Here is a 20,883-nt window from a genome sequence, read left to right on the forward strand (position 1 = left end):
TAAAATATTTTAACCGCAGAGGGCGCAGAGTAGCAGAGGGAAAATGGATATTTTTTACAGAAGAGCTGCGCCTCACCTCGTTTTTTTTGAGTGAGCAACTAAATGAAACTTTTTCTGTAATATAGAAGCAGAGAATTTTGCAGAAAGCAACCGAAATCATGGAATACAAAAAACTCGGCGACAGCGACTTATCAGTATCTGAAATCTGTTTGGGTACGATGACTTACGGCCAGCAGAACACCGTTGCAGAAGCGGCCCAACAGCTCGATTTGGCGATCGATAGAGGAATCAACTTTATCGATACGGCAGAAATGTATCCTGTCCCTGGAAAGGCGGAAACTCAGGGAAAAACAGAGGAATATATCGGCGAATGGTTGGCGAAACAGCAGCGGGATAAAGTCATTATAGCGACTAAAGTGGCGGGCAGAAGCACTCGATTAAAGTGGATTCGGGAAGGGAAAAATCAGATCGATCGCCCAAATGTAGAAAAAGCCCTGAATGACAGCCTGAAACGCTTGCAAACTGACTACATTGACCTCTATCAGATCCACTGGCCAGACCGCTACGTGCCCTTATTTGGCGCGCCGGATTACGACATCGCCCAAGAACACGAAACCGTACCGATTCTAGAACAATTAGAGGTATTTGCTGACTTGATTAAAGCTGGGAAAATCCGCTATTTGGGTTTGAGTAACGAGACGCCTTGGGGAGTTTGCGAGTTTTGCACGTTGGCTGAAAAACACGGGTTGCCGAAGGTTGTTTCGATTCAGAATGCTTTCAGTTTGAGCAATCGGACATTTCACCTAAATTTAGCAGAAACTTGCCGTTTTAAGAATGTGGGATTGATGGCTTACAGTCCTTTGGGATTTGGGCTGTTAACGGGGAAATACTTGAATGGAATTCCCGAAAATTCGCGGTTGGCTTTATTCGCGGGATTTGGTCAGCGTTACGATAAAACTAATCTGAATGATGCCGTGAAAGCGTATGTTGAGATTGCGGGCAAACATGGGATAAGTCCGGCGCAGATGGCTTTGGCGTATGTGCGATCGCGCTGGTTTGTAACTAGCACAATTATCGGTGCAACAAGCCTCGAACAGTTGGAGGAAAATATCGGTAGTTTGGAGGTGAATTTGGATAAGCATATCATAGCGGAAATCGATGCGGTGCACGCTAAGTATCCGAATCCGACACCGTAAGATATCTCGGCGGTTTAAACCGCTTCTTGTCACACAAAGTCCGCCTGCGCGGACTAAGAGATAGAGGGGAAATTTACCGCAAATTTGGTATTAGTAGGTTGGGTTGATGTCACGAAACGAAACCCAACTTATTAAGCTTTTATATTGTTTAGGATGAACAGCGATGAATAGCAGTCAAAAATTTAATTTTAAATTATCCGAGCGTTTCTTAGAAAACTACGCAGATCCTCCTGAAGATCCATTGGGAGAGCTTTCTCATTTTGAAATGGGATGGCGATGTTTCTGTTTTGAATACAACCATAAAGTTTTTCTAGAAATAGGTGAGGCTCAAAAAGAGGTATTTTTAGATCCAGATATCTGTATGATGATTGACAATTACTTTCCAAAGGAAATTGCGAAGCTATCGCAAGGTAAACCAATAGAAATAGACTTTGGTGAGAGTTGGTTCACTATTATGTTGGTACCGATCAACAATAAGATTAACTGCACTTGGATCAAGTTTGGGACTTCGTGCTGGGAAAAGCAGTTTGAGTTCGATCGCACTCAAGTATTAGATGTGCTCAGAGGTTTTCTTCAGGAAGTGATGCAGCTAGCTGTAGATAAGGGTTACATCACGCTGGAAGAGAAGGAGGAATTTATTCGTCCGGCTTTTGCTAGCAGTACCGATGCTGCGGTATTGAGCAAGTAGTTGGTTTGGGTGGTGTTAAGGGCGATCGACCTTTTTTTTATATTTCTGAAACCCTTGCCCTATCTGCCCGCAATCAATTCACTCACGTTTCAATTCTTAATAGAGATTTAGGTTAATTGTGGCATCCATTTTACCCATAGCCCGGTATACCGCGCTATTCAAGCCTATTAGATTAAAGCGGCATCGGATGTCGGAAAATTGAGGTTGAGTTGGCATCCACTTTACCCATAGCCCGGTAGACTGCACTATTCAAGCCTATTAGATTAAAGCGGCATCGGATGTGGGCAATCGGATGTTTAAATCTCCGTAATAAAGAAAACAAACGGTCTTATTACTCGCTTGACAATTCAACGAACGAGTGGTAAATTCTTAAAATACAAGCTCAAACAAAACTTCCTCACATTCCCAAGTGTAAGAAAGACAAAGCTTTAATGTCTTGTAGTTTTTGCAATAGCAAATCATATCTGATACGGAAAAGGCCCGCCTGAAGTAACGATTCAGACAGAGGCCTTGCTTTAGCTAGCAAACTCACAGTGGTTTGACATCTCAACTTCAGACCACCACAAGTTAACGTAACTTTTGAAATATATGTCCCATAATTATACTCCACAATGCGAGTCGTTGTACACCAACCTTCAGCGGACTAAGAAAACCCTCTCTGTTTTGGCGGAGTCGAACCGCGCTTTGGCGAAGTCGAACCGCGCTTTGGCGCAGTGGAACCGCAGTCTGCTTGAGGAAAACGAAGCAAAGGATGAAACTATCAAAGCTAAGGATAAAACTATCCAATCCTTTGAGCAAAAAGTCCTTGAACAGCAACAAGAAATAGATGACTTGAGGCGCGAACGTGATTGGCAGCCTAATGCCTGGGATAACGATGGTTCATCAAATGCAGATTGTGACGATCGCGAATATGCAGCATACCGACTAGGAATCTCATAGAAAGTACGATCGCCCTTCCCATCCAAAAAATAGGACAATGGTAAAGGGCGATCGCACTTCACCCTAAAATCTTTCTCAACTAAACCCATGAGTACAATTCGCTTACAACTAGCCGAATACTTGAAATGTCGAGGTTTCACCCCCGAAAACTTAGTCGAAGCTGTCGGCGAAACACTCAATCCTGAAACCGTATACCAACTGATCGAAAAAGCAGAAAACCTCAGCCATCTAGACTTATCCGTCCTAGCCGCCATTATAGATGGCTTGAGCAAACTCAATGGTTTTCCAGTTGGAATCGCAGAAGTGCTAATATTTTTTCCTGACATTTCCGAGGAAGCATTGGCAAAATCGCCTTGGCGTCAACTTTACCTCGTCGATAATGAAATTCCTCCCTATGATTGGGGAGATGTAGACCCCCTCGAAGGCACAAAGCCTGTGCGTTTTATTCCGGGAGTTGGAATGGTAATTCTCGACAATGAAATTGAAACGAGTAGTAAAGAACATATCCAGCCATTTACTAGAATTACCTGCGATTCAGAATTCATGGAGGGAAAACCTTGCATTCGCCACTTACCCATAACTGTTGAAACTATCATTTCAATGATGGCGTCTCACTATTCCACAGCAGAAATACGCCAAACTTATCCAGAACTTGAAGAAGCAGACTTTAAAGAAGTTATCGCCTATGCTAAATGGCGGATTCAAGAAACAAACCCGATCGACATTGGCAATAAAAAGGTAGAGAAAATTTGTGAGTCAGCTACCTAATTTTTTGCAGGTGAGGGCTGTAGTGCTAGTTAACTTCCCGGCTCAAATTCCCCCCGGTCGCGAACAGGAAAACACTCGACCTGCGGTAATTGTAGCTTTGCCAAATGTCACAGGAATAACGCGGTTTTCCTTGGTAATAGTCGTTCCCTTGACGACACAACAAGGAGATTGGGCGACACGAAACTCAACGCTATATCCGCAGCTTCAGGCGGGAATGGGAAACCTACGCTATGACTCTACTGTGTTGCTGGATCAAATACGTGCTGTGGACATAAAGCGTGTTTTGGGCTACCGAGGAGATTTAACCGCAGAAGAGTATCAGCCGATCGCCAATGGACTAAAAGCCATGTTAGGCTTTTAAATTCTCCCTTCATCAGCGTTTATCAGCGTGCATCTGCGGTTAAAAACTCCCCTCAATTCCCTAACAACAAGCTTAATGTCCCAATAGCTTATCCCGCAAATGCTTAATCCGATCGCGCAATTTACCCGCCTCCTCAAACTCCAACTTCTTAGCCGCCGCCTTCATCTGCGCTTCCAACCGCCCGATTAACTGAGGAATCTCATCCAAAGATAACTCGTCCACCTGTTCGTAAACCTCCTCCAACTGCTGAGAATTCAGCTTGCGCGACACATCCAAAAATGCCAAAATCGCATTACTCGATCGCTTTTTCGCGATCGGCTGTGGCGTAATCCCGTGCATCTTATTGTACGCTACCTGAATCCCCCGGCGTCGATCCGTTTCGTCGATCGCCTTAACCATACTATCCGTCAAATTATCCGCGTACAAAATAGCCTGTCCCTGAACGTGCCGCGCCGCCCTTCCAATCGTTTGAATCAACGAACGTCCCGAACGCAAAAACCCCTCTTTATCCGCATCCAAAATTACCACCAGCGAAACTTCCGGCAAATCCAAACCTTCCCGCAGCAAGTTAACACCAATCAATACATCAAACTTACCATCCTGCAAATCTTGGATAATTTCGATGCGTTGAATCGACTGAATTTCCGAGTGCAAATACCGCACTCTAATTCCCCTTTCCTGCAAATATTCGGTTAAATCTTCCGCCATCCGCTTCGTTAAAGTCGTCACCAAAACTCGCTCATCCCGACTTACTCTCTCCTTGATTTCCCCCAACAAATCATCAATTTGTCCTTCCGTCGGGCGCACAAAAATAGTCGGATCTATTACTCCGGTAGGGCGAATTACTTGCTCTGCAACTCTGCCTTCCGAGATTTCCATTTCCCAATCCCCAGGCGTAGCAGAAACAAAGATGCACTGATTCTCTTTTGCCCAGAATTCCTCTGCTTTTAAAGGGCGGTTATCTGCCGCGCTGGGCAAGCGAAAACCATGTTCAATCAATACTCTTTTCCGCGCTTGGTCGCCGTTGTACATCCCCCTAATTTGCGGCACTGTGACGTGAGATTCATCTATCACCAACATCCAATCTTTGGGGAAATAATCTATCAAACATTCTGGCGGTTCCCCCGCATTTCTCCCTGCTAAATGTCGCGAATAATTTTCGACTCCGTTGCAGTAACCTACCTCGCGCAGCATTTCTAAATCGTAGCGCGTGCGCTGTTCCAACCGCTGAGCTTCTAATAGTTTACCCTGTTTTTCAAATTCTACCAGTCGGTCTTCTAATTCGAGTTCTATCCCTTGGCAAGCTGCCTCTAATTTATCTTCTGCCGTAACAAAGTGGCGCGCTGGATAAATATTTAAAGCGGTTGTACTTTGGATAATTTTACCAGTTACGGGGTCAACGTAGCGGATGGCATCGATTTCGTCACCGAAGAATTCAACGCGAATAATTCTATCTTCGTAAGCGGGGCCAATTTCCAAAACATCGCCTTTGACGCGAAATTTGCCTCGGCCTAAATCTATATCGTTGCGGCTGTATTGGACGTTAACTAAATCACGCAAAACTTGCCGCTGGTTTACTTCCATTCCTACTCGCAAAGGAATAGCCGCTTTCAGGTATTCTGCGGGCATTCCCAAACCGTAGATGCAGCTAATTGAAGCAACTACAATTACGTCGCGGCGTTCAAAGAGCGATCGCGTGGCTGAGTGCCGCAACATATCGATCTCGTCGTTAATTGCTGCCGTCTTCTCAATGAAAGTATCGGTGACTGCGATGTATGCTTCAGGTTGGTAGTAGTCGTAATAACTGACAAAGTATTCGACTGCATTGTTCGGGAAAAAATTTCGCAGTTCGTTGCACAGTTGAGCTGCTAGGGTTTTGTTGTGTGCTAAGACTAAGGTGGGTCTGCCGACTTTTTCAATCACCGAGGCAATGGAGAAGGTTTTGCCCGTACCTGTGGCACCGAGTAAGGTTTGAAATCGATCGCCCGCTTCGATGCCTTTGACGAGTTGCTTAATCGCTAGCGGTTGGTCGCCTGTGGGCTGGAAGGGCGCTTGCAATTGAAAAGATGCTGCCGCAGTTACCATAGGAAAATGTAGCTATTACCCATAAATCTTAACAAAAATGCAGAGATTCTGCAATTTCGTTAAAAAAATAGTTAGACTTTGTAATATTATTTTAATCATCGGCCGAAATAGCAAGCAGAAAGCCAAGAAAAGCAGTTGTCCGCACCCAGCAATCAACGTCCAAAAATAAGCGAGGAAAAGAATTATGGATACGAGCAGTACAGGTACAAGCAAAGGCAAAGCGATCGCCCGTCGCGGTAAAGGCAGTTCCAAAAGCCAACCGACACCACCCACGGATGCCAAAGCAACAGGAATCCAACTTTATCGGCCGCAACTCATGCATGACAACCGCCCTGTCGGCCCAGACGATTTTACCATCAGCGAGACCGTCTCGATGTCGGGGAACCGCCCGATCGGCATTAGCACCCTGCACCTCAGCGAAACCTACGGCATTGTAGGCAATCGCCCGGTAGAATCCAGCGACTTTGAAGTGGTTGCTACAATCGGCAATCGCCCGATCGGCTCCAGCGCCATGCAAGTCAGTGAAATGTTCAGTATGTCCGGTGCTCGCCCTATTGCAATCAGCACTCTTCACATTGATGAAGTTTACTCCACAATGGGAGGAAACCGCCCCATTGCCTCAAACGAAATTGACGATAGCTCAACATTAATGGGCTTCTTAGATTAATTAGTCATTGGTCATTAGTTATTAGTTTTTCGCTGTTAACTAATGACTAATCAAACTTTTTTAGACAACTTCTTGAGGAACGCGATCGAGCAATTGAATCGTCTCAAGTGATTTATTTAACCCTGCCAATTTTAACAATCGGCGTTGCTGATTTATGGTAGGAACCACTCAATCTGCAAAAAATGAAACAAGCGCGTCATAACATCTTCGGAATTTCCAACTTATCTATTTTCATACCGTGATTCAGCAACGCCAAGTGATTTTTACCCATTAAATGAGAGGGAATATCAAACCGTGTCCATTTGGATTATTCGTCATGGTCAAAGTCAATCCAATGCAGGCTTGGCAACTATTGGACCCCATGAAAATGCCTTAAGTGAATTGGGCGATCGACAATCAAGATGTATTCCAACCGCCGTTAAACAAACTCCAGACTTGATTGTAACTTCACCTTATCTGAGAACACAACTCACTGCTCAACCATTGATTGAAAAATTTCCACATACACCCGTTGAGGTTTGGCAAGTTCAGGAATTTACCTATCTGGACTTACAGCTCGACCAACCAACCACAACCCAGGCTCGCAAACCTCTGAGCAAAGCTTACTGGGACCGCTGCGACCCTGAATATGTCGATGGAACCAACGCCGAATCGTTGGTTCAACTGATGGAACGAGTCCGAACTTTCCTAAACCAGTTACAACAACAATCCGGTTTTGTAGTTGTCTTTTCACATGGATTTTTTATCAAAGCAATGCTGTGGCAGATTTTGGCTAACCCAACGGTAATTGATGCCGTTGCCATGACTCGGCTTTTGGGATTTTCGCGAGGATTTAGAGTGCCCAATGCGTCAATTTTGCAGATGGAATTTGATTCAGGTGGGATAGCTCATTGGAGTTCCTTCATTACCAATCATCTGCCACCGGATCTAGAATCGGCAGCACCCGATGCAACTGCGGCGAGCGATGCAGGCGATCAACCCTCGTAACCTACCTTCACTGGAACAATGCCCCAACCAACGCCAGAGTGGCGTTGCTGATTTATCAAAAATTTGGGTTTAATATCATGTCCGGTCGATTGACCATGATATAACTGTTAATAGTTCACAACATTTAAGAGTTCATCTTTCACATTTCAGAGTTCAAGGGCTAATGACTACTGATATCGCTTCCGGCGGCATCGTTATTGTTTAAATGTCTAAACAGTCAGTTCCGAAAGCATAATTTTAGTCAACAGCCAACAGTTAACAGTCAACAATATCTTGCTCGTGCCACCAGAATAGATATGACTGATAACTACTTCCTCAGACTCTGATATTTACTCAATAAAGCAGCAAAGCGCTTGTAATCCACAGGCTTCCTCACATACTCCGCCGCTCCCAATTCCAAACCCTGGTTTTGGTCATCCAAAAAAGTTATCATAATCACTGGAATATCAACCAAATCCTGATCGGCTTTCAGCGCAGACAGCACCGCCCAGCCGTCCATACTCGGCATCATCACGTCCAGAATAATCGCGTCGGGCAGCAACTCCTTAGCCAACAAAAGCCCCCCTTGACCGCTAGCCGACGATCGCACCCGAAATCCCTGTTTCGACAAGCAGCGGGTCATCAAATCTCGCGCGTCTGGATCGTCGTCAATCACCAGCACAGTAGCAGCATCGGGCAAATCCAGCGGTTGTGATCGCAGTTCTTTTTGCTTCGCTTCAGTCGCCGCTGCACTCGTGTCTAACTCCTGGGAAGACTCGGCCTGAATTTCTTGGATTTCTGGATCTTCCCGCGCTTCTTTCGGGTTTTTAACCGCAATCGGCAACCGGATCGTAAAACTAGAACCGCAGCCAAACTCGCTCTCAACGGTAATGTCTCCGCCCATCATCTGGCAAAATCTCCGGCTAATTGTCAGCCCCAAACCGGTGCCGCCGTATTTGCGCGTAGTAGAATCGTCCGCTTGAGCGAAAGCTCCGAATAGCCTCGACACCTGATCCTCAGTCATGCCGATGCCGGTATCGGTTACTTGAAACACGATCAAAGGCTGTTGACACCGAGAAGGATCTGCCCAGAGTTCTGCGGAATTGTCGATCGGCAAAACCTCCCCTTCTTCTTTCCAAACATTAATCGTAATTTTGCCTTGATCTGTAAACTTAGCAGCATTGCTCGCCAAATTTAACAGCGCTTGTCCCAGCTTCCCCGAATCAGCGTATATCGTGCCAATATTGCGATCGCAATTGACGATCAAAGTATTGCCATTTTTCCCTAGCGTCGGTTGAACAGTAGTGACAACCTGCTCGATCAAATCCCACACCTCAAAAGTCTCCAAGAAAAGAGTCATCTTTCCTGCTTCAATTTTAGAAATATCCAGGATGTCACTAATAATGTTGAGCAACTGCTTGCCTGCCATATTAATGCTTGCCAAATCCATCACAAACTCTTCTTCGCCGAGTTCCAGAGCCTCTTCTTGCAGCAGCTCGCTGTAGCCGATAATCGCATTCAAAGGCGTCCGCAACTCGTGAGTCATATTTGCCAAAAAAGTGCTTTTCGCCCGGTTGGCAGCTTCCGCAGCATTCTTAGCGACTTCCAATTCCTCCGATCGTTCCTCTAGCTGCCGCTGCCGCACTTCCAAACCGTTGAGCAAACTGCTAATTTGCTGAGCCATTGTATTGAGAGTAGAAGATAGCACCCCGATCGCATCATTAGAAACCACAGGCGATCGAGCCGTAAAATCACCGCTGGCCATCAGTTCCGCAGTTTCCCGCAGCAAGCCGAGATTCCGAATAATTGCCGACACCGACACAAAAGCCACTATCCCCGCGATCAAACTCAAAACTGAAGCCCCCAGCAGCCAGTGCTGAGTGCGGCTCGCCACTGCCAGAGTTTGCTGCACCAGCACCGCCATTGCTGCCTCAGAAACCCCCGCCGGAGTTGAGGCAGCTTTTATTGTCAGCAAATAGTTCTTCATCTCCACAGAACCCATCCACCCGACTCCCACCGCCATCCAAGTTATCAGTACCAAGATGACAAACAGCCCGCTCAAAGACGCCCGAGTTCCTAGAGAAATCGGCCTCGGAGCAAGTGCCGCCGCCCAAGGATAGGTTTTGAGAAAAGGATCTGGCGGAACCGGTGCGCCCGAATTCCAAATCTCCTCAATTTGACCGTCCGACCGCACCTTACCAATCCGCACTGTTTTCCAGATATGCTGCGTTTGGGCATCTATTTTTACCTTGCCCGATGGCGCTGCAAACTCAATATTTTTAGCAGCAGCCCTGACTTTAACCACATCTGTCGAACCAGCTTTTTCTACTGCTTGCTTCCACAGGTAAACGCCCAAATAAGCTGCTGCGATCGGGTCATCCGTGACTCGATTTTCCCCGTATCGGGCTTTATAAGCCTTGACAAATTTCCGATTTTCTGGTGTGTCCACCGTTTGAAAATAGTTCCAAACCACCCAATGTCCAGCAAGATTGGACGGCCCGATCGCCCGCACTTCCTCTTCTGCTACGCTAACCGACATCACCGGCAAATCCTCGGGGTTCACGCCAGCTTCCCGCAACTTTTGGAAAAAAGCCACATTGCTATCGCCGTTGAGAGTGTTGAGAATAGCATCTGGTTTCACTGCTAAGATATGTGCGATCGCCTCGCCCACTTCCCTCGATCCCAGCGGCAGATACACTTCCCCCGCCAACTCTCCCCCCAGTGCCGCCAGTTGAGCTTTCACAATCCGATTTGCCGTGCGGGGAAAGAGATAGTCCGAACCCAACAGGAAAATTTTCCGCTTTCCCTGTGTCAGCAAGTAATTCACCCCAGGCACAATCTGTTGGTTCGGGGCAGCACCAGTGTAGAAAATATTCGGACACTGTTCTAGCCCTTCATACTGCACCGGATAGAACAGCAACCCGTTGCCGTGCTCGAAAGCAGGCAGTACAGCTTTGCGGCTCGCCGAAGTCCAACAGCCAAATACCACCGCCACCTGCGCTTCTAAGAGCAATTGCTTAGCTTTTTGAGCAAAAGTCTGCAAATCGCTGGCTCCATCTTCTATAACCGCTTCCAAGGGGCGTCCGAGCACCCCTCCGGCCGCATTAATTTCCTCAACCGCCAACAGCGTCGCATCTTTAACAGAAATTTCGCTGATGGACATCGTGCCCGTCAGCGAATGCAACACACCTATTTTGATCGGCTCACGAGTCGGGCCGGCTGCTTCGAGGGGGTTACTGCTCCTTGCTCCCATAGGGTTTTAGATAATTTTTACTAATAACAGAAATTTTAGTTCGATCCTGCTGGAAGTTAGCCTTGAGGCTAACTCTTGTTTAGCAGATTATTTAACCCGATCGCCACCAAACTTGGGAATTGCTGCACCCTACAGATTTTAACTTTCCAACTCTCAGCATAGACTTAAGTCTGCACTAAACTGCCTCCCATTTCTCTCTTCATCTTTTACCGAAGTCCAAAGAGCCTCATACCACAACATTCGACACTTAATGCCATCGCTCGCGCCGCAGAAAAATTCTCCCCCCTCCTCCCCTTTTCCCAACTCATTCACTGCCCGCGACTTGCGACCCACCAAGCAATCTCACCCACTATTCCCCTTCCCCTATCTCTTTTGGGGCTAAGGGAAGTTTCCGTAATTTATCTTAACTATAAAACTCAAAATTATTCACCAGCCCCTATCTCCCTTCAGGTAGATGGAAGTCTTCGTGATTTCCGTTATCTTAAGTATAAGGTTAACTTCTAAGTACCCTGGTTAAAAATAAATTTTGCAAACAATAGGGGAAAAACTAATGAATAGTCAAGAAAACGCGACCCACACGGCCACCGAAAATCAAGTCACCCTACCAAAATCCAAGGAAATATTGCTCGGCGAGGAAACAGAAAAAGCCCTCGGTCAGCAAAAAAAAGAAGATGCTCAAACTATGCGCGCTGTCGAACAGTTGAAAGAAGAACTTCAGCACAAAATAGATGAAGAATGTCATCACAAGGTAGATTAAAACTAATACGGATTTTTTTCGGTGTGGGTAAGATGCAATCTTGCCCACACTCGCTTTGGGAAGGCAGAAGGCAGAAGGCAGAATTAAATAAAAATTTATAGTTTTAAATTATTTTGGGTATGAAAAAAAACTCCGGGAAGCGGGGTTGACCATCCACCAGCTTTTTTACACAAATACTTCGTTGCAGCCACCAGAAACGGTGAAAAAAAACCTATAAGTATGAAAGTGGCAGGCTGTCCAAGACAGAAAAATAACTTTTCCATCTTCCATCTTCATTTGTTATTCATTCTTTCTTCCTAGAGGTAGAGTGCAACGCAGCTCCTAGTTACCTATGATGAGTTTATTAAGTAGAAAATGTCTGATTAGATACAGATAGGGAGAAAACCATGAGCACTGAAGATAGAGCAAAGGCAACTGGCAACAACATCGCAGGCAAAGCTCAAGAAGCCCTAGGTAATGTTACTGGCGACCCGAAAGATAAAGCAGAAGGCAAAGCCAAGCAGGCAAAAGCTGAAGCTGGTCACGCGATCGAAGATGTAAAAGATGAGCTCAAAAAGAAACTAGACTAAGCCTAATACTATAGGCATTGAGAGGGTCGAGCAACCTGACCCTTTCAAGTATTCCAAATGTTTTAGGAACGGAGGAAAAAAGGTGAGTTTATTGCAGCAGAGTCGCAAAATAATTGCGGGCGTACTTTTGGTATTAATGCTGGCAGTTACTACTGCCTGCGCGCCCAGCGTTTCCGCCCAAAAACCGACTGATGTACCTGTAGCAATTGGTGGCAGTCAGGGTTATTACGCGCAGCTAGAACGTGGCAATACCGCCGCAGGTCAAGATTTTGGTCAATGGGTAACAAAGACGGCTAAGGGCTTGGTTCAGGATGCTTATGTGCGCGACAATAACAAATTGGGAGTTGTAATTACCCAGCAAGTCCGCCCGACTGAAGTGAAAGATTTGGCGAAATCTTTAGCACAAGGTTTTCACCGCAATTTCCCAAATCAGGATGTAAGTGTTTTGGTTTACGCTCCTGACAAAAAGTTGATTTTGACTGCTAAGTACGACCAGCAATCAAATCAGATTGAATACAAGTCTTGACCGAGTTAGCAAGCTTAAATGATAGCCGCGTGGCGGTTTAATATTCCGCAGTTTTTCAAAGGCTAAATCATCTCAATTTAAGACTGAAATGTTGTGTAGATTGGAAGAGAGTTACCATGAGTAGCAGCGATAATTACAAGCGTCAAATCATGAACGATTTAGCCCAGGGCGATCGAGAAATGATGCCGGAGACAACGGGTGAAGATTACGAAAACTTTGACGATTTTGCTCAGAGAACTTCCCCTGCTCAGCGCAAACAATTATTCGGGCGTTCCCTGAATCACGACTCCCTCCCGCCGGCTCAGTTGGAACCGGAATTGCAAAAGGCGATCGCCCAAATTAAGCCAAATGAACGCGACGATGTAGCACGGGAATTCTTCAAGCATTTGGGCAAGAGAGGATTGAACGATCGCCAATTGGAAAAGCAGCTAGGACTTTCTACCCACCACGCCAGCCGCATGAATGCTGACGATGTTACCAAGTTGGCCTCGTTCACCTATCACAATCACCCGGATATTTTCCAAGAAGTGCTAGCCGAACAGCCGAGTTTGATGAAGTTTTTAGGCAATCCAGTTGTTGCTGGTATTTTGGGAATAGTTGCGGCTAAATGGCTCAACAACCGTAAATAATCTTGGATTCAGACACGCTGCAAAGCTGATAGTACGTGCAGCAAATAAAAGGACGATCGCCAGGGCGATCGTCCTTTTATATTTTATATCTAGTCCTGTAGTAAAATAGTAATTGCTCAACCCCCTTGACAAGAAGACAAGATAGACATTAGATCAAGGAATGGAAAAACTCCCCGACTTAAAGCCTACGCACGCGCGTACTTTATCCACATCATTCTCTAATATGGAATCCAATCTAACTTATGGAGCCATTCTTCAGCTTCAGTAGTTTCCCAAATAAAATGAATTGTTTCTGCCCATCTGCCGATACTTCCACTTGGACGCACCTAAACTAATCCCCAACTTTGTCCCCCTGCGGCCCAATGTTACTCCAAATGTCCGCTAATACTTTTGCGATTATCCGTCACTAATAGTCGTTTCGATGATTCCAAATAAATTAGAATCTCTGGATCTAAGGTGCATAATGGCGGCGCATTTGAATCACCCACCCGCAAAATATCTATCTCCGGATCGAGGTTTAAAACAGCACTTTTGAGCTTAGGAGGCAAATTTTCATCGACTAAAAAACGAATTTTCACGCTTAGTTAAGTAACTCCTGTTCTCGCTGTGCTTTGATTGCTCTCAAACGCAATGCTAGAGGAGATGGATTAGCCAACCATTCCTGATAGCGTTCTTCCCGCCACTTCGCCAGCCGCAACATATAAGCATCCATCTGCCTCCGATTTTGCAGATAATAAGTTAGCGTCGCGTAAATTTTCTCTAAATTCAAACTTGGTAATTCTTCCAGAATTTGGTCGGGCGAATATCCATCCAAGTAATATTTAATCACGTCGTCAATGCCGATCCGATGTCCTTTTATGCGGATGTCATCAGGGTCTAGAAATTCAAAATAGTCTTCTAATTGCATCGGTGTATCTCCGAATACTTAGTTAAGCGCATTTAATCATAAATTGAAAAGGGCGATCGACCTTATATAATAGAAACTTGTTTACGATCGCCCTTTATCCCCCTATCATGCTTCAAATCCGCCGTCGTCCCCCCAGCACATCCGTCTCCGTCCTCTACCTCAGCTACCAAATCGCCGTACCCGACGCCGAACCCCAGCACATCCTCGAAGAAATCGTCTGGGAAAAAGAAGCTGAAGTCGCCCAAAAACGCGATCGCACCCCGTTAGCCGATCTTCACAAAAAACTCCCGTTTGCACCGCCAACTCGCGACTTTCTTGCCGCCCTTAAAAACGGTAAAACCACACCCGCTATCATCGCCGAAGTTAAAAAAGCTTCCCCCAGCAAAGGCGTAATTCGCGAAGATTTCGATCCAGTGGCGATCGCCCTAGCTTACCAACAAAACGGCGCCAGTTGCATCTCCGTACTCACCGATGAAAAGTTCTTTCAAGGCAGCTTCGACAACCTCGCTAAAATCCGTGCGGCAGTCGATTTACCCTTACTTTGCAAAGAGTTTATTATCTATCCCTACCAAATTTATCTCGCCCGCATTCACGGTGCCGATGCTGTACTTTTAATCGCCGCCATTCTATCTGACAAAGACTTACAATATTTTGTGAAAATTGTCAAGACTTTGGGCATGACAGCTTTAATAGAAGTTCACACTCTCGAAGAACTCGATCGAGTATTAACCCTAGAAGGCGTCAACCTGATCGGTATCAACAACCGTAACCTAGCAGACTTTTCCGTCAGCCTAGAAACCACCAGTCAACTATTAGCCTCCCGCCAAACCGAGATCCAAGCAAAAGGCATCCTCATCGTCAGCGAGTCAGGAATCCACACTCCCGCCGACCTCGCTAAACTTGCCACCGCCGGAGCCGAAGCCGTTCTCATCGGCGAATCTCTGGTCAAGCAGCCAGATCCGGGCGCCGCTTTAGCCTCCCTTGCCGATCGCCCTCCCAGCCTGTGAAAGGCGAGACCGCTTGACAAACCACCCTTAATTCTGATAAAAAATGATTAAGTAGGTAAATAATGAGAATTTCTAGCCTGCATCGACTCAAGCGCTACTGTAAAAAAGAAATAGCACTGAAAGCTATATTGCATAGAAATATTTTGCCAGAAAGCAATTAAATCTATTCTGTAAGCCTGTCGATCGCAAAATTTAGCGTGTCCCACGCACCCAGCCCCGAATATTCGATCGGCAAAGCAGGGGTTATTGTACGGTTAGAAAACAAATAAAAAATCGGGCATCTAATGTTCACCTGTGATGCCTCATGCAATTGCAATGGGGTGTCGGTTCGCTGAGGTATGTTAGCTTTCATGGAGCCAATCCCCCTTCCTTCGTACATTCATTATGAATTGCTACTTCAATTGTTAGAGCGCAAAACGATGTTTGCTGTCAGTCCACAATCGCCGCAGCAGCAACAAGTGCACCAACTTATTATTACACTGCGTAAAGCCCTTGCCATTCAAAAGCAATTAGAACAAAGCTGCGAGCGATCGAACTTAGCGGTAGAACATCGCTGGTCTCTAAATGAAATTAACCACAAGGGAGTTAAAAGTTAAAAAACTTAGAGTATCGACGCGACGTGACGTATCGTATTTGATTTATTCTATATAACTCCCACAGAAAAACTTAGGACAATATCATGGACAACAAATTAATGCTGATGATTCCCGGCCCGACGCCGGTGCCTGAAGCGGCATTGTTAGCGATGGCAAAACACCCGATGGGCCACCGCAGCAAGGAATTTGACGCGATTTTTGCAGAATGTACCGAAAACCTCAAATGGCTGCACCAAACTAAAAGTGACGTGCTGAGTTTAACGGTTTCTGGTACCGGCGCGATGGAAGCTGGGATAATTAATTTCTTGAGTGCGGGCGATCGAGTTTTAGTCGGATGCAACGGCAAATTTGGCGAACGTTGGGCTGAAGTTGCCGAAGCTTACGGTTTAAACGCCGAAATTATTAAAGCCGAGTGGGGCCAACCTTTAGACCCCGAAAACTTCCGCGAAAAACTCGAAGCAGATACAGAGAAGCAAATCAAAGCTGTCATCATCACCCACTCGGAAACCTCCACCGGCGTCCTCAACGACCTCGAAACCATCAACCGCCACGTTAAAGCCCACGGTGAAGCTTTAATTATGGTCGATGCTGTCACTAGCTTAGGCGCGGTCAATATTCCGATGGACGCTTGGGGAATCGATGTCATTGCTTCGGGTTCTCAGAAAGCTTACATGATTCCTCCAGGCTTGGGTTTTGTGGCAGTCAGTCCCAAAGCTTGGGAAGCTTACAAAACTGCGAAACTCCCCCGCTATTATTTGGATTTGGGCAAATATAGCAAAGACGCTGCCAAAAATACCACTCCTTTTACTCCCCCTGTCAATATGTTTTTTGCCCTGCAAGCATCGCTGCAGATGATGAAAACAGAAGGGTTGGAAAATGTTTTCGCGCGGCACAAACGGTTGATGACCACTACTCGCGCTGCTGTAAAAGCTTTAGGTTTGCCGTTGTTTGCTGCTGACGATGCCGCCAGCCCTGCGATTACTTCGGTTATGCCGCCAGAATCCGTAGATGCTCAAAAAGTGCGGACTTTGATGAGAAAGAGATTTGACATTGCTCTCGCCGACGGACAAGACCATTTGAAAGGTAAAATCTTCCGAATCGGTCATTTGGGCTTTGTGTGCGATCGCGATATTCTAGCAGCAATTTCCTCTTTAGAAGTCGTGTTGCAAGAATTGGGTCATGAAGGCTACACTCCTGGTGCCGGCGTCGCCGCTGCTGCCAAATTATTGGCTGAATCCTAATCCAAGTTATTAAAGGATTTTGGATTTTGGATTCTTTCTAAAATCTAAAATCCTTTTAATATGCTTCGGATAACCAATCAAAGATTTTATCCAACTGTTCGAGAGTGACTAAACCGTATTGCCACAGAACCATCGGCAAGGAATTCGGGTCTTGATCACGCTGCCGCTGTTTGTTATCGCCGACACGTTCGGCGACAGCAATTGACGCGGGTGAAATTGCCAAATCTTCTTGTAAAAAGCGAATTAATCGAGTGTATTTAGCGGGTGCCATGTGATTTCACCTCTAAGTATAGGACACCATTTTCTGATGTGAACCTGATGTTTTTGATGAGTAATAAGCCAGTTTTAAATTTGTCTTGTTACCGTTTATAGCTTTTAAAACGCTATTAGCGGTTGAACTGCCAAACGTAATGCTGAGTGCTACTGTAAAGCTAACCTTTCCCAAAAAGTGAAAGGTTTTGCAATTTTGCTGATGTCGGCCCGATCGACTTGCGATCGCGATCGAACCTAAACTGAATACCTCGGCATCTTTGGAGCGCGAATCAGAATAAATTCTGCTACCTAACACTACTAAACCAAGTTCAGAGTTTAACTTCATCTGCCGAAATGCAGAATCCGCAAATCTACTTCGGGAAAATTAGTTAGATATTTCGATCAAACCCGAAACTGCTACCAGAAGTTAAGTTTGCCAATTACCGCCAATTAACTTGGCTCGTAGCATATTACTTTAGATAGGTTTAGTAGATTTAGCTCGATCGCCAGAACTTCCAGAGAATTTCTTTTCGTGTTGCTACACCTTGAGGCTGAGTATCGTCTCTCAGGATTGGTAACGAGTCGCTGACTCGTCTCATACCTGCGACCAACCATCTACAGCTTCCGGAAACAAGCTCAAGTCCTGACTGACTGAGATCGACATCGTAGCAAATCTTTGGGTGTTTGTACTGAATCTTACATTAATATCTTAACAAATTTAATCAATTTTTGTAAAGTTTCTAAATTTTCGTCGGTATTCCGAAGGCAAGGGGCTCTCTGGGGGATTGAAACCGGGGGATTATGTCTGTGTGCAGATTTTACTGAAACAGTCCGAAGTTTTACTGGAAAAACTCGATTTCAATACGATCGCCCACTTTGACACCGAGTTCAGCAGCCCGCCCGCCCCGGAGTTCAATAACTCGATCGACAGCAGTATCGGGCCCGTAGGTAGGACAAGGATCTTCAGTACAAGGAGGTGCAGAAACTTCGATCGCCTCAACCACCCCATCCCGGATAAAAATCATATCCAGAGAAATCTTGCAATTTTTCATCCAAAAATTGACCCGCCGCGCCGGTTTAAACTCAAACAGCATTCCTCTGTCATCCGGCAAAGAAGTTCTGTACATTAAACCCATAGCCTGCTGTTCCACTGTTTTCGCCACTTCGAGTTCGATTGGGCGATCGCCTATCCGAGCTCTAGCAGAAACAGGCAGCACTTGACCCGATGTTTTCGCCGTCGGAGACTGATTCGCCAAAATACCAGTAGCACCAGCATTCGCGATCGGTAAAGTCGGCGAACATCCCAGCAAAAATATACTTACTCCAATACCGAGCAAAGTAGCTAAATAATTCATAAAGATTTTAGATTTTAGATTTTAGATTTTAGATTGGGCATGGGGCATAGGGCATGGGGCATGGGGCATAGGGCATGGGGCATGGGCATTGTTGACTAATGACCACTGACTAATGACTAATGACTGCTGACTAATGACTAATGACGGCTTCAAGCTTCCCGCATCACATAGCCAACACCGCGCACCGTCTGAATCAAGCGCTTTTCGCCCTCATCTTCAATCTTGAGTCGCAGATAGCGGATGTAAACCTCAATCACATTCGACTCGCCCAAAAAGTCGTAACCCCAAACATTTTCCAGAATTTGTTCCCGAGTCAAAACCTCGCGGGGATGTTCCATCAAATACTTTAGCAGCTCAAATTCCTTCATCGTCAGGTCGATCGCCCGTCCGTTCCGCAGGGCCCGCCTAGAGGCTAAATCCAAAACTAAATCGCCAAACCTCAATTGTTCGTTGCTGCTGTTATCCGGCTGCAAATACAAGCGCACCAACTGCAAAAACTCCTCAGTGCGGTAAGGTTTAAGAAAATAATCATCCGCCCCAGCTTCCAGACAAGCTACGCGATCGTCAACTGTATCACGACCGACGAGTAGCAGCACCGGCACCCGATTGCCAATACTTCTGAGGTAAGAACACAGTGATAGCCCCGACTCAGGGCCAAGTATCCGGTCAATTACAATCAAAGCAGGCTGCAATTCACGGGCTAAATTTTGGCCGGTGGCGGTGTTAGAAGCTACTACCGGTTCATAGCCGGAGGATTTTAAGTCGAGACTCAAGTGTCCGGCGAGAACTTCGTCTGTTTCAACTAGCAGGACACAGGGATTGCGATCGAGAGTAATTGCAGCCATTGAATTGACCTGTGAAGACCATAACTGTTCTAGCACGTCTTAAGGGACAGTTGACAGTTGACAGTTGACAGTTGACAGTTGACAGTTGGTTATTAGTTATTTGTGATTAGTTATTTGTTAGTTCCAATGCCCAATTCTACCGTGCATTGATGCCCTATGCCCAATTCGCAATTCACAATTTGAATCTATGAGCATAATCGTCTTCGGCAGTATCAACATCGACCTAGCAGCAAAAACTCCCCGCTTGCCGCAACCAGGGGAAACTATCATCGGTAGCAATTTTTTCACGGCCGGTGGCGGCAAAGGAGCAAATCAAGCAGTAGCGGCCGCCCGTCTCGGCACTTGCACCCACATCATCGGTCGCGTTGGCAACGATAAATTTGCTGAAGACTTATTGACAAATTTACAATCTTATGGTGTAAATACAGACAATGTATTAATAGACCAAAACACTCATTCAGGAGTGGCAATTATCGCCGTAGACGAGACAGGTCAAAATAATATTATTGTGATTCCGGGGGCGAACAATAATGTCGGTGAAGCAGATATAGAACGTCTCCAAAAACTGTTAACAGCAGCTACATCCTTGCTGTTACAGTTAGAAATTCCCCTGGAAATTGTCCAAAAAGCTGCGAAAGCTGCTCGTCAAGCGGGGGTGCGAGTTATTCTCGATCCAGCACCGGCTAGGGCGGATTTGCCGATCGAACTTTATCCGCTAATTGACATTATCACGCCGAATGAAGTGGAAGCGGGCCAGTTAGTCGGTTTTCGGGTGAATGACACCGAAACAGCGATTGTAGCTGCCAAACAGTTGCAGGAGCGCGGTGTCAAGAATGTTATTGTCAAATTGGGCGATCGCGGGGCTGTTGCTGTTACTGCGGATGAAACCTTTTTTGTACCGGCTTTTGCTGTGGAGGCGATCGACACTGTGGCTGCTGGCGATGCTTTTAACGGCGGATTAGCCTCTGCATTAGATGCCGGTCTGTCCTTGTCGGAGGCGGTACGGTGGGGCGCAGCAGCGGGCGCTCTGTGCACAACTAAAGTGGGTGCTCAAGGTGCTATGTGCGATCGGGCAACTTTTGATGATTTTTTGCATACTAGACTTATTGCATAAATCTTTGATAGAGCCGGTTAACCGCAGATTTTAAGCAGATAAACACAGATGAACGCAGATAATTTCAAGAGATGAAAGTGAACGACCATAATAGGTCTATTTTCTGTAAAAAAAAATCCAAATTTTGTGGGGTGGGCTTTGAGCATCACCCCAAATATGCAA

23 protein-coding genes are annotated in these 20,883 nt (G+C 45.9%); 15 read left to right on the top strand and 8 right to left on the bottom strand.

Translation table 11 applies throughout. The features are described from left to right. Window positions 1-137 precede the first annotated feature (137 nt). From QUA34_RS09615 to QUA34_RS09635, 5 genes are all read left to right on the top strand, one after another. Window positions 138-1,196 carry an NADP(H)-dependent aldo-keto reductase gene (locus QUA34_RS09615; protein WP_333385990.1) on the top strand — a complete coding sequence of 353 codons (1,059 nt, stop codon included), beginning with the start codon at window positions 138-140 and terminating at the stop codon, window positions 1,194-1,196. Between the two features lie 163 nt (window positions 1,197-1,359). Next, window positions 1,360-1,884 (top strand): hypothetical protein, encoded by a 525-nt coding sequence (locus QUA34_RS09620; RefSeq protein WP_333385992.1) that lies wholly within the window; start codon window positions 1,360-1,362, stop codon window positions 1,882-1,884. A 588-nt stretch (window positions 1,885-2,472) separates the two neighbouring features. After that, window positions 2,473-2,823, top strand: a complete 351-nt coding sequence (locus tag QUA34_RS09625) for a hypothetical protein (protein WP_333385995.1) — start codon at window positions 2,473-2,475, stop codon at window positions 2,821-2,823. A gap of 87 nt (window positions 2,824-2,910) precedes the next feature. Continuing rightward, window positions 2,911-3,591, top strand: coding sequence for a DUF433 domain-containing protein (locus QUA34_RS09630; RefSeq protein WP_333385999.1), 681 nt, complete (start codon window positions 2,911-2,913; stop codon window positions 3,589-3,591). Beyond that, the gene (locus QUA34_RS09635; RefSeq protein ID WP_333386002.1) at window positions 3,575-3,952 is read left to right on the top strand and encodes a type II toxin-antitoxin system PemK/MazF family toxin; all 378 of its coding nucleotides are present in this window, start codon (window positions 3,575-3,577) and stop codon (window positions 3,950-3,952) included. Before QUA34_RS09630 ends, QUA34_RS09635 begins: the two co-directional genes overlap by 17 nt. A 72-nt stretch (window positions 3,953-4,024) precedes the next feature. Here the strand turns inward: QUA34_RS09635 and uvrB are convergent, their stop codons facing one another. Continuing rightward, window positions 4,025-6,037, bottom strand: a complete 2,013-nt coding sequence (gene uvrB, locus QUA34_RS09640; protein WP_333386004.1) for an excinuclease ABC subunit UvrB — start codon at window positions 6,035-6,037, stop codon at window positions 4,025-4,027. A 184-nt stretch (window positions 6,038-6,221) separates the two neighbouring features. On the opposite strand from uvrB, the gene QUA34_RS09645 reads away from it, so the two are divergent. Next, window positions 6,222-6,704, top strand: a complete 483-nt coding sequence (locus QUA34_RS09645) for a hypothetical protein (RefSeq protein WP_333329871.1) — start codon at window positions 6,222-6,224, stop codon at window positions 6,702-6,704. Between the two features lie 294 nt (window positions 6,705-6,998). Continuing rightward, window positions 6,999-7,691, top strand: coding sequence for a histidine phosphatase family protein (locus QUA34_RS09650; protein ID WP_333386008.1), 693 nt, complete (start codon window positions 6,999-7,001; stop codon window positions 7,689-7,691). 307 nt (window positions 7,692-7,998) lie between these two features. On the opposite strand, the gene urtA is transcribed toward QUA34_RS09650, so the two are convergent. After that, window positions 7,999-10,923: an urea ABC transporter substrate-binding protein gene (urtA, locus tag QUA34_RS09655; protein ID WP_333386011.1), complete on the bottom strand. Its 2,925-nt coding sequence runs from the start codon at window positions 10,921-10,923 to the stop codon at window positions 7,999-8,001. Window positions 10,924-11,473: 550 nt separating this feature from the next. On the opposite strand from urtA, the gene QUA34_RS09660 reads away from it, so the two are divergent. The 4 genes from QUA34_RS09660 (at window position 11,474) to QUA34_RS09675 (ending at window position 13,404) form a co-directional block, all read left to right on the top strand. Further along, a complete protein-coding gene (locus QUA34_RS09660) occupies window positions 11,474-11,680 on the top strand; it encodes a hypothetical protein (protein WP_333386013.1) in 207 nt (68 codons plus the stop codon). A gap of 386 nt (window positions 11,681-12,066) precedes the next feature. Then, window positions 12,067-12,249 carry a CsbD family protein gene (locus QUA34_RS09665; RefSeq protein ID WP_333034601.1) on the top strand — a complete coding sequence of 61 codons (183 nt, stop codon included), beginning with the start codon at window positions 12,067-12,069 and terminating at the stop codon, window positions 12,247-12,249. 82 nt (window positions 12,250-12,331) lie between these two features. Continuing rightward, a complete protein-coding gene (locus QUA34_RS09670; RefSeq protein ID WP_333386016.1) occupies window positions 12,332-12,775 on the top strand; it encodes a hypothetical protein in 444 nt (147 codons plus the stop codon). A gap of 116 nt (window positions 12,776-12,891) precedes the next feature. After that, a complete protein-coding gene (locus QUA34_RS09675) occupies window positions 12,892-13,404 on the top strand; it encodes a hypothetical protein (RefSeq protein ID WP_333085500.1) in 513 nt (170 codons plus the stop codon). 365 nt (window positions 13,405-13,769) lie between these two features. Here QUA34_RS09675 and QUA34_RS09680 read toward each other — a convergent pair whose 3' ends face one another. Continuing rightward, complete coding sequence (locus tag QUA34_RS09680) at window positions 13,770-13,982, bottom strand: DUF5615 family PIN-like protein (protein WP_333329883.1); 213 nt, start codon at window positions 13,980-13,982, stop codon at window positions 13,770-13,772. A 2-nt stretch (window positions 13,983-13,984) separates the two neighbouring features. After that, on the bottom strand, window positions 13,985-14,311 hold the full coding sequence (locus tag QUA34_RS09685; RefSeq protein ID WP_333329885.1) for a DUF433 domain-containing protein: 327 nt from the start codon (window positions 14,309-14,311) through the stop codon (window positions 13,985-13,987). A gap of 107 nt (window positions 14,312-14,418) precedes the next feature. On the opposite strand from QUA34_RS09685, the gene trpC reads away from it, so the two are divergent. The 3 genes from trpC to QUA34_RS09700 all read left to right on the top strand — a co-directional run bounded on the left by trpC (window position 14,419) and on the right by QUA34_RS09700 (window position 17,155). Continuing rightward, window positions 14,419-15,318 (top strand): indole-3-glycerol phosphate synthase TrpC, encoded by a 900-nt coding sequence (gene trpC / locus QUA34_RS09690; protein ID WP_333386020.1) that lies wholly within the window; start codon window positions 14,419-14,421, stop codon window positions 15,316-15,318. A 350-nt stretch (window positions 15,319-15,668) separates the two neighbouring features. Then, window positions 15,669-15,914 carry a DUF5340 domain-containing protein gene (locus QUA34_RS09695; RefSeq protein WP_041623669.1) on the top strand — a complete coding sequence of 82 codons (246 nt, stop codon included), beginning with the start codon at window positions 15,669-15,671 and terminating at the stop codon, window positions 15,912-15,914. An 83-nt stretch (window positions 15,915-15,997) separates the two neighbouring features. Then, window positions 15,998-17,155 carry an alanine--glyoxylate aminotransferase family protein gene (locus QUA34_RS09700; RefSeq protein ID WP_333386023.1) on the top strand — a complete coding sequence of 386 codons (1,158 nt, stop codon included), beginning with the start codon at window positions 15,998-16,000 and terminating at the stop codon, window positions 17,153-17,155. Window positions 17,156-17,210: 55 nt separating this feature from the next. Here the strand turns inward: QUA34_RS09700 and QUA34_RS09705 are convergent, their stop codons facing one another. The 4 genes from QUA34_RS09705 to nblR all read right to left on the bottom strand — a co-directional run bounded on the left by QUA34_RS09705 (window position 17,211) and on the right by nblR (window position 19,607). After that, window positions 17,211-17,426, bottom strand: coding sequence for a DUF2949 domain-containing protein (locus QUA34_RS09705; RefSeq protein ID WP_333095284.1), 216 nt, complete (start codon window positions 17,424-17,426; stop codon window positions 17,211-17,213). 12 nt (window positions 17,427-17,438) lie between these two features. Then, entirely contained in the window at window positions 17,439-17,753 is a 315-nt protein-coding gene (locus QUA34_RS09710; RefSeq protein ID WP_333386026.1) for a hypothetical protein, read from the bottom strand. Between the two features lie 493 nt (window positions 17,754-18,246). Then, window positions 18,247-18,762 (bottom strand): DUF192 domain-containing protein, encoded by a 516-nt coding sequence (locus QUA34_RS09715; protein WP_333386028.1) that lies wholly within the window; start codon window positions 18,760-18,762, stop codon window positions 18,247-18,249. Between the two features lie 149 nt (window positions 18,763-18,911). After that, window positions 18,912-19,607 carry a response regulator transcription factor NblR gene (gene nblR, locus QUA34_RS09720; protein ID WP_333082375.1) on the bottom strand — a complete coding sequence of 232 codons (696 nt, stop codon included), beginning with the start codon at window positions 19,605-19,607 and terminating at the stop codon, window positions 18,912-18,914. 187 nt (window positions 19,608-19,794) lie between these two features. On the opposite strand from nblR, the gene rbsK reads away from it, so the two are divergent. Next, a complete protein-coding gene (rbsK, locus tag QUA34_RS09725; RefSeq protein ID WP_333386032.1) occupies window positions 19,795-20,721 on the top strand; it encodes a ribokinase in 927 nt (308 codons plus the stop codon). Window positions 20,722-20,883: the final 162 nt, after the last annotated feature.

The organism is Microcoleus sp. POL10_C6 (assembly GCF_036701585.1).
Lineage (GTDB): Bacteria > Cyanobacteriota > Cyanobacteriia > Cyanobacteriales > Microcoleaceae > Microcoleus.